Annotated in this window: 13 protein-coding genes; 3 read left to right on the top strand and 10 right to left on the bottom strand. The window is 49.3% G+C overall.

Going from position 1 to position 13,543, the window contains the following annotated elements:
• Position 1: 1 nt before the first annotated feature.
• From acnA to topA, 6 genes are all read right to left on the bottom strand, one after another.
• The gene (acnA, locus tag EC843_RS02395; RefSeq protein ID WP_064546362.1) at positions 2 to 2,677 is read right to left on the bottom strand and encodes an aconitate hydratase AcnA; all 2,676 of its coding nucleotides are present in this window, start codon (positions 2,675 to 2,677) and stop codon (positions 2 to 4) included.
• Between the two features lie 183 nt (positions 2,678 to 2,860).
• Positions 2,861 to 2,959, bottom strand: coding sequence for a small membrane protein YmiC (gene ymiC, locus EC843_RS24945; protein ID WP_273693565.1), 99 nt, complete (start codon positions 2,957 to 2,959; stop codon positions 2,861 to 2,863).
• 161 nt (positions 2,960 to 3,120) lie between these two features.
• Positions 3,121 to 3,291: a hypothetical protein gene (locus EC843_RS24475; protein ID WP_166642023.1), complete on the bottom strand. Its 171-nt coding sequence runs from the start codon at positions 3,289 to 3,291 to the stop codon at positions 3,121 to 3,123.
• 2 nt (positions 3,292 to 3,293) lie between these two features.
• On the bottom strand, positions 3,294 to 3,455 hold the full coding sequence (locus EC843_RS24950) for a YmiA family putative membrane protein (protein ID WP_121813561.1): 162 nt from the start codon (positions 3,453 to 3,455) through the stop codon (positions 3,294 to 3,296).
• 318 nt (positions 3,456 to 3,773) lie between these two features.
• On the bottom strand, positions 3,774 to 4,748 hold the full coding sequence (gene cysB / locus EC843_RS02405) for an HTH-type transcriptional regulator CysB (protein WP_064546360.1): 975 nt from the start codon (positions 4,746 to 4,748) through the stop codon (positions 3,774 to 3,776).
• Between the two features lie 191 nt (positions 4,749 to 4,939).
• Positions 4,940 to 7,537, bottom strand: coding sequence for a type I DNA topoisomerase (gene topA, locus EC843_RS02410; protein ID WP_064546357.1), 2,598 nt, complete (start codon positions 7,535 to 7,537; stop codon positions 4,940 to 4,942).
• Positions 7,538 to 7,936: 399 nt separating this feature from the next.
• On the opposite strand from topA, the gene EC843_RS02415 reads away from it, so the two are divergent.
• Positions 7,937 to 8,188, top strand: coding sequence for a YciN family protein (locus EC843_RS02415; RefSeq protein ID WP_064546355.1), 252 nt, complete (start codon positions 7,937 to 7,939; stop codon positions 8,186 to 8,188).
• 59 nt (positions 8,189 to 8,247) lie between these two features.
• Here EC843_RS02415 and sohB read toward each other — a convergent pair whose 3' ends face one another.
• Positions 8,248 to 9,297 carry a protease SohB gene (gene sohB / locus EC843_RS02420; protein ID WP_121813562.1) on the bottom strand — a complete coding sequence of 350 codons (1,050 nt, stop codon included), beginning with the start codon at positions 9,295 to 9,297 and terminating at the stop codon, positions 8,248 to 8,250.
• Positions 9,298 to 9,568: 271 nt separating this feature from the next.
• Between sohB and EC843_RS02425 the strand changes: the two genes are divergently transcribed.
• Both EC843_RS02425 and cobO read left to right on the top strand, forming a co-directional pair.
• A complete protein-coding gene (locus EC843_RS02425; RefSeq protein ID WP_133521540.1) occupies positions 9,569 to 10,330 on the top strand; it encodes a YciK family oxidoreductase in 762 nt (253 codons plus the stop codon).
• Complete coding sequence (cobO, locus tag EC843_RS02430) at positions 10,327 to 10,917, top strand: cob(I)yrinic acid a,c-diamide adenosyltransferase (protein ID WP_064546349.1); 591 nt, start codon at positions 10,327 to 10,329, stop codon at positions 10,915 to 10,917. Before EC843_RS02425 ends, cobO begins: the two co-directional genes overlap by 4 nt.
• Positions 10,918 to 10,949: 32 nt before the next feature.
• Here cobO and rluB read toward each other — a convergent pair whose 3' ends face one another.
• From rluB to EC843_RS02445, 3 genes are all read right to left on the bottom strand, one after another.
• The gene (rluB, locus tag EC843_RS02435) at positions 10,950 to 11,828 is read right to left on the bottom strand and encodes a 23S rRNA pseudouridine(2605) synthase RluB (protein ID WP_064546347.1); all 879 of its coding nucleotides are present in this window, start codon (positions 11,826 to 11,828) and stop codon (positions 10,950 to 10,952) included.
• Positions 11,829 to 11,923: 95 nt separating this feature from the next.
• Positions 11,924 to 12,544: an L-threonylcarbamoyladenylate synthase gene (locus EC843_RS02440; protein WP_064546346.1), complete on the bottom strand. Its 621-nt coding sequence runs from the start codon at positions 12,542 to 12,544 to the stop codon at positions 11,924 to 11,926.
• A complete protein-coding gene (locus tag EC843_RS02445) occupies positions 12,541 to 13,422 on the bottom strand; it encodes a PHP domain-containing protein (protein ID WP_133521541.1) in 882 nt (293 codons plus the stop codon). Before EC843_RS02445 ends, EC843_RS02440 begins: the two co-directional genes overlap by 4 nt.
• Between the last annotated feature and the right edge of the window lie 121 nt (positions 13,423 to 13,543).

Here is a 13,543-nt window from a genome sequence, read left to right on the forward strand (position 1 = left end):
GCTAGTTCAGCATGTTACGAATCACATAATGCAGGATGCCGTCATTTTTGAAGTACGTCAGTTCATTACCGGTATCAATTCGGCAGCGACATTCAACCACTTCTTTTCTTCCATCCGCAAACGTCAATGATACAGGAACCGAAACGCCCGGCGTAAGGTCGTTCAGGCCACTAATATCAACAAACTCCTCGCCAGTCAGCCCTAACGTTTTGCGCGTCACACCGTCTGGAAACTCCAGAGGAAGAATGCCCATACCAATCAGGTTGGAGCGGTGAATACGCTCGAATGACTCCGCTATCACCACTCTTACACCGAGTAACCGTGGCCCTTTAGCCGCCCAGTCGCGGCTGGATCCCGAACCATATTCTTTACCGGCAAACACGGCTAACGGAATACCTTTATCGCGATAACGCATCGCCGCATCATAAATCGAAATAACTTCATCACCTGGTAGCAAGCGAGTCATGCCGCCTTCTACTCCAGGCACCATTTCATTGCGAATACGGATGTTGGCAAAAGTCCCGCGCATCATCACTTCATGGTTACCACGGCGTGAACCGTAGGAGTTAAATTCTTTACGTTCAACCCCATGATTCTGCAAATAACGCCCCGCTGGGCTATCAGGCTTAATACTCCCTGCCGGAGAAATATGGTCAGTGGTAACAGAGTCTCCCAGCATGGCCAACACGCGCGCACCATGAATATCTTGCAGCGGTTTAGGTGTGGCTTCCATATCATCAAAGAATGGTGACAAGCGGATGTAGGTAGAATCGCTCTGCCAGCCGTAAGTATCTGAGTGAGCGACTTCAATATTGCGCCATTCCGGCGTACCCTCGAACACTTCCGCGTATTCTTTGTGGAACATTTCTGTCGAAACTTGCGCGACTGCGCGGGCAATTTCCAGACTGCTCGGCCAAATATCTTTGAGATAAACCGGATCGCCTTTTTTATCATGCCCCAGCGGATCGGTTGTCAGGTTCACATTCATGTTCCCGGCCAGAGCATAAGCCACCACCAGCGGCGGTGAAGCCAGCCAGTTGGTTTTCACCAAAGGATGAATGCGCCCTTCGAAATTACGGTTCCCCGAAAGCACGGCCCCAACGGTAAGATCGCCCTTCTTGATTGCTTGTTCAATCGGATCGGGTAACGGACCGGAGTTACCAATGCACGTGGTACAACCATAACCCACCAAATTAAAGCCTAAGGCGTTGAGATACGGCGTTAGCCCAGCTTTGGCCAGATAGTCAGAAACGACTTTAGAACCCGGAGCCAAAGAAGCTTTCACCCACGGTTGGCGTTTCAACCCTAAGGTCACTGCTTTTTTAGCCAGTAGCCCCGCGGCCATTAATACACTTGGGTTGGAGGTGTTAGTACAGGAGGTAATGGCTGAAATCACGACCGCACCGTCGGGTAATTGGTACTCACGCCCGTCCATGGTGTAGTCAACTGGAGCACGATCTTTATGAGAGGTGTTCACTTCCAGTTCGTTGCTGGCATTAAACGCTTTAGGAACATCGCCTAACGGCACGCGATCCTGTGGCCGTTTCGGCCCAGCCAGACTTGCTTCTACCTCGTCCATATCCAGTGCCAGTGTGCTGGTAAATACCGGTTCATCGCCAGTATTTCGCCACATCCCCTGCACCTTCGCATAGGCTTCTACCAGCGCGATTTGCTCCTCGCTGCGTCCACTCAGGCGCATGTAATCCAGTGTCACCGCATCAATCGGGAAGAAACCACACGTCGCGCCATATTCTGGCGCCATATTGGCAATGGTCGCACGATCGGCCAGTGGTAAAGTGTCGAGGCCGTCGCCATAAAATTCGACAAATTTGCCAACCACTCCGTGCTTACGCAGCATTTGTGTGACGGTCAATACCAGGTCTGTTGCGGTGATACCTTCACGCAATTTGCCATCAAGTTTAAAGCCGACGACATCCGGGATAAGCATGGAAACCGGCTGGCCTAACATGGCGGCCTCAGCTTCAATACCACCGACACCCCAACCCAAAACGCCAAGGCCGTTAATCATCGTGGTGTGGGAATCGGTGCCGACCAGCGTGTCAGGATAGGCAACCAACTCATTGCCCTGCATTTCGCTCCACACCGCTTTACCCAGATATTCGAGATTAACCTGGTGGCAAATCCCGGTTCCCGGTGGCACCACGCTAAAGCGACTGAATGCCTGCTGCCCCCAACGCAGGAAAACGTAACGCTCGTGGTTACGCTCCATTTCGAGGCGCACGTTTTCCTCGAAAGCTTCGTCATTACCGAAATGATCAACCGTTACCGAGTGGTCGATAACCAGATCAACTGGGGACAGAGGATTGACTTTGGCGACATCGCCACCAAGACGTTTTACCGCCTCGCGCATCGCGGCCAAATCAACAACGGCGGGAACACCGGTAAAATCTTGCATTAGTACACGTGCGGGACGATAAGCTATTTCACGATCGGCATGGGCATTTTTCAGCCAACCTGCCAGGGCATGAATATCGTCCTGAGTAACGGAGTTTTCATCCTGCCAGCGCAACAGGTTTTCAAGCAGAACTTTTAACGACTTGGGTAAACGGGTGATATCCCCAAGTTCCTTTGCAGCCAGTGGCAAACTGTAATAATGATAGGTTTTATTCAGCGCCTGTAGAGTGTCCTTACTGGCCTCGCGTAGGGTTAACGACATAGCTCCTCCTTAAATTTCTTAGGATAGCGGTATCCCGGATGAAGATCAGGGACAGTATTAAAGATAACACAAAGATGTCGTAACGATTTGATAACAACCCGAATTGATAAATCAGAAGGTGTAAAGGGAAAGGAAGAGTGAATCAGCGCCCCGGCAGAGAACCAGGGCACAAGCAAGAAAGTGTTACTGAGTCAGCATCCAGACCATTTGCGCCCAAAAGGCTAACGAAACGGTAAATGCGGTGAACCATGACCAGTACTTGACGCTACAGTGAGTATTCATAAGCCGCTCTCTTTATTTTAGTAAACACTGTGACTGAATAATTAATCAGTCGATTTGAATATTGCTGTGTGTAGTGATTACTTAAAGAGTGTGCTCTTAATCACGCTTAATTATAAAGTGTGACTGACAGCAAGTTAAATAAAGGTAAATGAGAATTATATTTATTGTTTAATATGTTCGTCTGTTGAAAACAGATCGATAAAGTCATTTTGTTGTTGCGTCAGTTGCCACGACTCTGGCACCTGAACTTTTCCAGGTTTCGCTTCTTGTTGTGGTTTGTCATCTTTCTGACGCACCGTTTTCTGCGCTTGTGTTTGAGCAAAGGAAGTCATTGTTACCCCCAAAAATGCCATGCAGCCACTGCAACGACTAGCCAAAACAAACCTGAGACCAGAAACACCGCCATCCAGGCTTTACGTTTCAGCCCTGATTCCCTTTGCGGTTCTTCACTTCCAGAAGGCATTGCTAACCTCATACAATCGGCACCACTTATCATATAAACTCAAACAATCGGTATAATTAATCGCTGACTGGGATTAATCCTAAAGAAACTCTAGTACAAAAGCCAGAGAAATTGCTCCCCGATTGCAGGAAAAGATTTAATCTTTTGACCTCAAATAAATAATTGAAACATTAAATTTGCATGGCGGTAAATTATTATCTACGGTTGTCTCTTAATTGAGACAGATTAACCACTTACATCTTATGGTTAATAAAAATCTGGCGGGGTATTAATTATCAGGCGGGTTGAAACATATTCTTAAGTGCAACTGAGAAGAGGTATCTTTCCCTATGGAAAAGATACCTTGGGATATTATTTTGCGGGTAACTTAATATCTTTGAACATCGCCTCAATATCTTCGTTTGAACGTAATGCGACCGCAGTATCGACAACATCGCGAGTCAGATGTGGTGCGAAACGCTGAATAAAATCATACATGTAACTACGTAAGAACGTGCTGCGGCGGAAACCAATTTTGGTCGTGCTGTGGCTGAATACGCCCTGTGCTTCAATACGGACCAGATCCGGGTCAGAGACAGGATCAACCGCCATACTGGCTATCACGCCCACACCTAACCCCAACCTTACATAAGTTTTAATCACGTCAGCATCTGTTGCGGTAAACACAATACGCGGCGTCAAACCTGCACGATTAAATGCGGTATCCAACTCGGAGCGCCCAGTAAAACCAAAGGTGTAAGTGACCAACGGATATTGCGCCAGCTCTTCGATAGAGACAGACTCTTTCGATGCTAACGGATGATCTGGGGTGACAACGATCGAACGGTTCCAGTGATAGCACGGCAGCATCACCAAATCATCGTAAAGGTGTAATGCTTCGGTTGCTATCGCAAAATCAGCATTACCCTTGGAAACCGCTTCCGCAATTTGCGTTGGCGAGCCCTGGTGCATGTGAAGCGATACTCGCGGATAGCGTTCAATAAAGCCTTTGATCACATTCGGCAGCGCGTAACGCGCTTGTGTATGCGTCGTGGCGACGTACAAAGAACCTTTATCAGGCCAGGTGTGCTCACCCGCGACCGATTTAATCGCATCGACTTTCGACAGCACTTCACGGGCGATACGGATAATCTCTTGTCCCGCAGGCGTCACCTGCGTCAGGTGCTTGCCGCTACGAGCAAAGATCTGAATCCCCAGTTCATCTTCCAACATCCGAACTTGTTTACTGATCCCCGGCTGAGAAGTATAAAGCCCTTCGGCCGTCGAAGAGACGTTGAGGTTGTGATTGACCACCTCGACGATATAACGAAGTTGCTGTAGTTTCATGGTGTTCCATCCGCAGTAAAAGCAGCCCCGATATGAACAGCGACGGGGATTCAGACGTGGTGAAATTTTCTTAAGCCACTATATCAGTTATATCTTCTATGTATAGTTTGAAAGAAAAAATAATAATAAGGTTATATACGCAGATATAAAAAAGCCGGAGCACAGGCCCCGGCTTTCAATGTTAAAGAGAGTTACTTCTTCCCTTCAACCCACTTACCATCCACAAAGAACGCAGACCAACCGGTCGCTTTGCCTTCTTTCTCGGAGGAAACATATTGCTGTTTCGTCTTACGGCTAAAACGAACAACGGCTTTATTGCCATCAGCGTCTTGCTGTGGTGCATCAGCCAGATAACGCAGTTTTTCTGGCAGACGGTCACGGAAGCGATACAGTTCTTCAACCAGTGGCGCACGTGTTTCACGAGATTTTGGGAAAGTGTTTGCCGCAAGGAAAACACCGGCCGCGCCATCACGCAGTACAAAGTACGCGTCTGATTTCTCACAAGGCAACTCTGGTAATGGAACCGGATCTTCCTTCGGTGGAGCCACATCGCCATTACGCAGGATCTTACGGGTATTTTTACAATCGTCGTTAGTACAAGCCATGTACTTACCAAAACGCCCCATTTTCAGGTGCATTTCAGAACCACATTTCTCACACTCAACAATTGGACCGTCATAACCTTTGATGCGGAACTCACCCTCTTCGATTTCGTAGCCATCACAAGTTGGGTTGTTACCACAAACATGTAACTTACGTTTCGGATCGATGAGATAGCTGTCCATTGCGGTGCCGCATTTAGCACAACGACGTTTCGCACGCAGCGCATTGGTTTCCGCATCATCCCCTTCGAGGACGTTGAGGACTTCATTTTCCGGCACCAGGTTAATGGTGGTTTTGCAACGCTCTTTGACGGGCAACGCGTAACCTGAGCAACCTAAGAACACACCAGTACTGGCGGTACGGATACCCATTTGACGACTACACGTTGGGCAATCGATACTGGTCAGAACCATTTGGTTTGGACGCATGCCACCTTCTTCCGGATCCAGTTCAGCTTTACCCAACTGTTCACTGAAATCACTGAAGAAGTTATCCAACACCCCTTTCCACTCGGCCTGATTGTTAGCGACCTGGTCGAGGCTGCTTTCCATTTGCGCGGTGAAATCGTAGTTCATCAACTCGCGGAAGTTTTCTTCCAGGCGGTCGGTAACAATTTCACCCATTTTCTCCGCATAGAAACGGCGGTTTTCCACACGCACATAACCACGATCCTGGATGGTGGAAATGATAGATGCGTAGGTAGACGGACGGCCAATGCCACGTTTTTCCAGCTCTTTAACCAACGAGGCTTCACTAAAGCGCGCCGGTGGTTTGGTAAAGTGCTGTCCAGGGATGACTTCTACAAGCGCCAGTTCATCACCCTGCTCAACAGCAGGCAATGTGCGGTCTTCGTCGCCCTTGCGCAGCGCAGGCATTACTTTCGTCCAGCCATCAAAACGCAGCGTGCGACCACGCGTTTTAAGACGGAAATCACCCGCTTGCACCGTTAGGGTGGTGGAGTCGTATTGTGCAGGAGTCATCTGACACGCTACAAACTGACGCCAGATCAACTGGTAGAGTTTTTGCGCGTCAGCTTCCATATCTTTAAGCGACTCAGCAACCACACTCACGTCAGAAGGACGAATCGCTTCGTGCGCTTCCTGCGAGTTTTCTTTGCTGGAATACTGGTTTGCAGCGGCTGGAAGATATTTCTTACCGAAACTCTCTTCGATATAGCCACGCACCATGCCCACGGCATCCTGGCTCAAGTTGGTTGAGTCGGTACGCATGTAAGTAATGTGACCCGCTTCATACAGACGCTGAGCCATCATCATGGTTTTCTTCACACCAAAACCAAGACGGGTACTTGCGGCTTGCTGCAACGTGGATGTGATAAACGGCGCACCAGGCTTGCTGCTGGTTGGTTTATCTTCACGCTCAAGCACTGAGTAACGTGCTTTTTCCAACTCGCTAACCGCAGACATGGTCTGCTCGCGGTTAACCGGGCGGAACGGTTTGTCTTTATGGTGGCTGACCTGAACCGGCAGACTGTCACCTTTCGGCGTCGTCAGATTCGCGTCAACTTCCCAATATTCTTCTGGCACAAACGCTTTAATTTCGCGTTCGCGGTCAACAACCAGACGTACAGCAACAGACTGTACGCGGCCGGCAGACAGGCCACGGGCAATTTTTTTCCACAGCAGCGGTGACACCATATAACCCACAACACGGTCCATAAAGCGACGCGCTTGCTGTGCGTTAACACGGTCGATATTCAGTTCGCCCGGCTTTTCAAACGCCTGTTGAATGGCATTTTTAGTAATTTCATTAAACACCACGCGGCTATAACGCGTGTCATCACCACCGATAACTTCCCGCAGGTGCCATGCAATGGCTTCCCCTTCGCGGTCAAGGTCGGTTGCGAGATAGATATGGTCTGCTTTTTCAGCCAGTGATTTCAGTTCTGAAACCACTTTTTCTTTACCAGGCAGCACTTCATATTGTGCTTCCCAGTTGTGCCAGGGATCGACACCCATACGATTTACGAGCGCGCCGCGTTCATCCTTTTTGACCTTTTTGGTCCCTTTGGTGGAGGCGGAGTCAGCGCTCTTCTTGGTGGTTGATCCACTGGTCGGCAAATCACGGATATGACCTACGCTGGACTTAACCACGTAGTCATTGCCGAGATATTTGTTGATCGTTTTGGCTTTTGCCGGGGACTCAACGATGACGAGAGCTTTACCCATATTCACCTTACCTAATGTAATTCTTCCAGGAACGTCGCACGTTACTTTCACCTTCCACTGGCGACTCGCTTTTCTATATTGCGACAGCGTCAATGGATATCAACTCTTTTTTCATCACCAGCCTGATTGAGCTAAATGCGCAGGTGATTGAGATAGCGAGTCTTTCGCATCGGTGACATAGCACGACGGAAGTTTGGTTGAATGTCAAGCAATTCCGTTGCCAGATTTGCGAAAGCGTCACACTCTACCTGATAAAATGAGTTAAGCAACTTTATTAGCATGCAGCAGCGATTCCTGCCAGAACAGTAAACGGATTAAATCACCCTGGGTTTACTCAGGAATATTGCCCTTTGCAGTATAGCGGAAGTACACTACTGCCAGTTTTTAAAGGAGGAAATAATGAAACCAACCACTCAACCTATCGATAAACAATCACTACTCGTTGAAGCCAACAAAGTCATCCGCGCACATGAAGACTTCATGCACGGAATGGAAGCAACGGACGTAGAGCAAAAAAACGGGGTGCTGGTGTTCAAAGGTGAATACTTCCTTGATGAGCAAGGCTTACCTACTGGGAAAAGCACCGCGATTTTTAATATGTTTAAGCATCTTGCGCATGTGTTTGCAGATAAATATCACCTGCAAGACTAATGAAAAAAACGAGGCCAAATGGCCTCGTTTTCATTTAATGTTGTTCAGCCATAACTGGCTTACAGCAATGGTTTTTCACCACGCTGCCACCAGCGCATCAGCAGGTTATCAACGCTATTTGCCGCACTGCCGGTAAATCTGTCCATCATTTTCTTGCGGCGCGTATAGTGAACATTAATCACTTCATGATTTTTCATCAGATTGATCAGTAAATCGTCGCTGGTGCTTACTGCATCAATCAAGCCTTTTTCCAGTGCTTGCGTACCGTACCAGTGCTCACCTGTCGCCACCGAATCGATATCAAGTGTCGGGCGCATGTCATGAACAAACTGCTTAAATAGCAGGTGAGTTTCATTGAGGTCTTCGCGGAATTTCTCACGCCCCTGCTCGGTGTTTTCACCAAACAACGTCAAGGTGCGCTTGTATTGCCCTGCGGTATGCAGCTCAACATCTATATCATTACGTTTTAACAGGCGATGGAAGTTAGGCACCTGCGCGACTACACCAATCGAGCCAATAATAGAAAACGGTGCTGCGACAATTTTGTCTGCCACACAAGCCATCATATAGCCACCGCTGGCAGCGACTTTATCCACTGCGACCGTCAGACGGACTTTGTTGTCACGCAGGCGCTGCAATTGCGAAGCAGCCAGGCCATAACCATGCACGACTCCGCCTGGGCTCTCCAGGCGCAGTAGAACTTCATCCTCAGGTTTGACGACCGCTAATACCGCTGTTATCTCTTCACGAAGCGAAGTCACTTCGTGGGCATCCATACTTCCTTTAAAATCCAATACATAAAGTGTTGGTTTATCAGAAATAACCTTTTCACCCCGTTTAGCACGCGCTTTAGCTTGTTTTGCTTCCAGCTTATGTTTTTTCTTCTCTGCTTTATGCCAGATTTTTTGCTGGTGATGGTCAAGCCTTGCCACCTGCATTTCTTCCTGCATTTCCTGATATTGTTCACTTAAATTGGTGAGATGTAATTCCCCACGCTGATGTCTTTTACGCCCTGCCACATTCACGATAATGGTGACAAGAATGCCAATAGCCGCAACGACAGTGACGATTTTCGCCAAAAACAGCCCATAGTTTGCAATTAGATCCACACTTTCCGCCTTCCGTTCAGAGCATTAAATACCTGTCGCCCAGTGTAACCGAGCACTGATTCTACGTCTGCAACCAACTATAAATGCTGCGAGATGCATTCCTGAACGGCTTTAGTAAAAGGAAACTTTTGCAAAATGTTAATCAAAGGTATTGTCTCCTGTTGCCTGATTGAAATAACCGCCTCTTTCAGGCATAAAGCCTGAAGGCCAAATAAACCCAGGCATTTCTGAGAATTAAGACGCGAGCTTTGCATCGCGCGAGGAGTTGAAAGTGCACTATCAACCGAAAACTGATTTACTGCAAAACCGCATCATTTTAGTCACCGGTGCCAGCGATGGCATCGGGCGTGAAGCCGCCTTAACCTATGCGCGTTATGGGGCAAGCCTCGTGTTGTTGGGGCGTAATGAAGAAAAATTACGCACCACAGCCCAGGAGATTAACACCCGCTTCGGTGGCCAGCCACACTGGTTCGTGCTGGATTTTGCCACCGCTACACCTGCAGATTGCCAGCATCTGGCGCAAAAACTTTCCGGGCTCACTCCTCGTCTGGATGGGGTATTACACAATGCAGGGATTCTCGGCGATGTTCGGCCAATGGACGAACAAGATCCGCAAACGTGGCACAACGTCATGCAGGTGAATGTCAACGTCACCTTCTTTCTGACCCAGGCCCTGCTTCCTTTATTACTGAAGTCAGATTCAGGTTCGCTGGTGTTTACCAGCTCCAGTGTTGGCCGTCAGGGTCGTGCGGGTTGGGGGGCATACGCGGTGTCAAAATTCGCCACTGAGGGCATGATGCAGGTGTTGGCTGAGGAATATAAACAGCATAACCTACGCGTAAATTGCATTAATCCAGGCGGGACGCGCACCGCCATGCGCGCCAGTGCATTTCCAACTGAAGACCCCGAAAAGCTTAAAACACCGCGGGATTTAATGCCGCTTTATTTATGGCTGATGGGTGATGATAGTCGCCGTAAAACAGGTATGAGCTTTGACGCGCAACCCAACCGTAAACCAGGAATTTCCGAATGAGTGAAGATCGTTATCAACAACGCCAGCAGCGCCAGAAAGAAAAAGTGGATGCCCGTGTTGCAGCAGCGCAAGAAGAACGCGGTATTTTGATTGTCTTTACCGGAAACGGTAAAGGTAAAACTACCGCAGCATTTGGCACCGCCACCCGCGCAGTTGGGCACGGACAAAAAGTGGGCGTCATTCAGTTTATCAAAGGTCAATGGCCGAATGGGGAGCGTAATTTACTCGAACCTGCCGGTGTCGAATTTCAGGTAATGGCGACAGGTTTTACCTGGGACACGCAAAACCGCGAAACGGATACCGCCGCCTGCCAGGAAGTGTGGCAACACGCAAAGCGTATGCTCGCCGATAGCGCACTGGATATGGTTATCCTCGACGAAATAACCTATATGGTGGCATACGATTATTTACCGCTAGAAGAGGTGCTGGCCGCGCTGACACAGCGTCCTGAGAACCAGACCGTGATTATTACTGGCCGTGGGTGTCATCGGGATATTCTTGAAGTGGCGGATACGGTGAGTGAATTGAGGCCGGTGAAACATGCTTTTGATGCGGGTGTTAAAGCACAGATAGGTATCGACTATTAGTAAAAAACCCCTCAGTTGAGGGGTTTGATATTTTAGCTGCTGCGTCCACCACGGCGGCCGCCGCCAGTGGTTTGCGTGTGGCGTTTCACCGCACGACGAATCTGGTTCGCCTTCATGCGACGACGGTCTTTTTCAACCGCCACTTTGCTTTCTGTCTCTTCCGGCAACTCTACCAGCTTACGCAGGTAGTTGGTTGGGCCCAGGTCGAGTTCAGTATAGCCGCCACGTGGCAAGCCTTTCGGCAACTGAATGTCACCGTAACGCACACGGATCAAGCGGCTAACCTGCACACCTACCGCTTCCCACAGGCGACGCACTTCACGGTTGCGGCCTTCGGTCAGGGTCACGTTGTACCATTGGTTAATGCCTTCGCCACCGGTAAACTTGATGGTTTTAAATGCGGCTGGGCCATCTTCAAGCTGCACACCACGACCCAGTTGCTTCACTTTGTCGTCGTCAATTTCGCCGAAGACACGCACTGCATACTCACGCTCTACTTCACGGCTTGGGTGCATCAGGCGGTTTGCCAGCTCACCATCCGTCGTGAAAAGCAGCAGACCGCAGGTGTTCACATCCAGACGACCGACCGCAATCCAGCGCGCACCGCGCAGTTTTGGTAAACGGTCAAATACAGTTGGACGCCCTTCCGGATCGTTACGCGTACACAATTCGCCTTCCGGCTTATAGTAAGCCAGCACGCGACAAATCTGTTCTGCGGATTCTTTAATAGAGATCAGGTGACCATCAATACGGATTTTCAGGGCCTGAGTCACTTCAACACGGTCGCCCAGCTTGGCAATTTTGCCATCAACGCTAACGCGGCCTGCGGAGATAATGGTTTCAATTTCACGGCGTGAACCGTGGCCGGCGCGAGCCAGGACTTTTTGTAACTTTTCGCTCTTATCGCTCATTGAGCTTCCTCGGGTGTCGCCTTCACAGGCGTCGAATTGGGATAATGGGGCACATCAGCCCCATTTTAGGCCGGACAGTATAGCTGTAGATGCACTTATAAGAAAGGTTTTGCGTCGCCCACGCCTTCACGAATAACCACTGGTGCATCATCCGTTAAATCAACCACGGTTGTCGGTTGCTGGCCAAGATAACCACCGTGGATAACCAGATCGACAACCTTCTCCAGGCGGTCTTTGATTTCTTCCGGATCTGACTCCGTAAACTCACTGCCCGGCAGCATCAGCGATGTTGATAACATCGGCTCGTCCAGGACTTCCAGCAAGGCTAAGGCAATCGGATTCGACGGCACTCGCAAACCGATGGTTTTGCGTTTTTCCTGCAACAAACGACGCGGAACTTCTTTGGTGCCTTTGAGAATAAAAGTGTAATTACCTGGCGTGTTATTTTTGATTAAGCGAAACGCCACGTTATCAACAAATGCGTAAGTTGAAAGCTCCGACAAATCACGGCACATCAAGGTAAAATTGTGCCCGTCGGGTAATTGACGAATGCGGCAAATACGCTCCATTGCCGTTTTATCTTCAAGTTTACAGCCCAGCGCATAACCCGAGTCGGTTGGGTAAACAATCACGCCGCCCTTGCGAACAATTTCAACCGCCTGGTTGATCAGGCGCTGCTGTGGGTTATCCGGGTGAATATAGAAAAATTGACTCATAAAACCCTCTCTTTTGCGATGTGGCCGCCACCCCAATTCTGCCAGACAGGCACCACACCTGCCGGGAGCCAAAGCTTGCGTCCTAGCTCAATCCACGCACACGGCATATGGAAATCTGAGCCCTGTGATGCCAACAAATTAAACTGCTGGGCATAACTGGCAAGCTGGGTGCGCTCATTGGGGGCTTGCTGACACTGCGCGACTTCCATGGCATCGCCACCACTTTCGGCAAACTGCGCCAGCAATCTTTTCAGCCATTTAGCCGTCAGGTCATAACGGCCTGGATGTGCCAGAACCGCCTGCCCGCCAGAATGATGAATCACATCAATAGCTTGTTCTATTGTACACCACTGTGGCGGAACGTAACCGGTTTTCCCTTTTGCGAGATATTTCTTAAACACGTCCGCCATGGTCTTGGCTTTACCGCACTCCACCAGGTAACGTGCAAAATGCCCACGCGTGACTTCCCCGCCGTTGGCATGGCGCATCGCGCCTTCTAACGCACCGGGGATATGTGCTTTTTCAAGCCGTTCGGCGATCAACGCCGCACGTTGTACACGGCGCTCACTTTGTTGCGCCAAAAATTCCGCCAGTGCCGGGTGATGTTCATCAACACCTAACCCAACGATATGGATTTCATGATTTTCCCAGAGGGTGGAAATCTCAACACCACTGATTAAACGCAATGGCAATTGCAGACGTGATACTGCTTCCCTTGCCGCGGCAATTCCGGCTACTGTGTCATGGTCGGTGATTGCCAGAATACCAACACGCATATCGACAGCACGTTGCACCAACGCCTCGGGCGTTAACAGGCCATCTGACGCGGTGGTATGGCTATGTAAGTCGTAAATCACCGCAAGTGTGGTTTCGCTCAAAATGGCTCCGGGTGTGTTAGTAAACTTAAAAAACGCCGCTCATCATAGCGATTTTATCGATAACTAAAAATCGCTATTGACTTTGAATCATCGAACTAGTTAACTAGTACGCAAGTTCACA

It is taken from the genome of Buttiauxella sp. JUb87 (genome assembly GCF_004361975.1).
GTDB classification, from domain to species: domain Bacteria; phylum Pseudomonadota; class Gammaproteobacteria; order Enterobacterales; family Enterobacteriaceae; genus Buttiauxella; species Buttiauxella ferragutiae.

Excerpts from the sequence above, each read along its gene's own strand:
- acnA (WP_064546362.1), bottom strand. The coding sequence starts at position 2,677 with ATGTCGTTAACCCTACGCGAGGCCAGTAAGGACACTCTACAGGCGCTG.
- ymiC (WP_273693565.1), bottom strand. The coding sequence starts at position 2,959 with ATGAATACTCACTGTAGCGTCAAGTACTGGTCATGGTTCACCGCATTT.
- EC843_RS24475 (WP_166642023.1), bottom strand. The coding sequence starts at position 3,291 with ATGACTTCCTTTGCTCAAACACAAGCGCAGAAAACGGTGCGTCAGAAA.
- EC843_RS24950 (WP_121813561.1), bottom strand. The coding sequence starts at position 3,455 with ATGATAAGTGGTGCCGATTGTATGAGGTTAGCAATGCCTTCTGGAAGT.
- cysB (WP_064546360.1), bottom strand. The coding sequence starts at position 4,748 with ATGAAACTACAGCAACTTCGTTATATCGTCGAGGTGGTCAATCACAAC.
- topA (WP_064546357.1), bottom strand. The coding sequence starts at position 7,537 with ATGGGTAAAGCTCTCGTCATCGTTGAGTCCCCGGCAAAAGCCAAAACG.
- EC843_RS02415 (WP_064546355.1), top strand. The coding sequence starts at position 7,937 with ATGAAACCAACCACTCAACCTATCGATAAACAATCACTACTCGTTGAA.
- cobO (WP_064546349.1), top strand. The coding sequence starts at position 10,327 with ATGAGTGAAGATCGTTATCAACAACGCCAGCAGCGCCAGAAAGAAAAA.
- rluB (WP_064546347.1), bottom strand. The coding sequence starts at position 11,828 with ATGAGCGATAAGAGCGAAAAGTTACAAAAAGTCCTGGCTCGCGCCGGC.
- EC843_RS02440 (WP_064546346.1), bottom strand. The coding sequence starts at position 12,544 with ATGAGTCAATTTTTCTATATTCACCCGGATAACCCACAGCAGCGCCTG.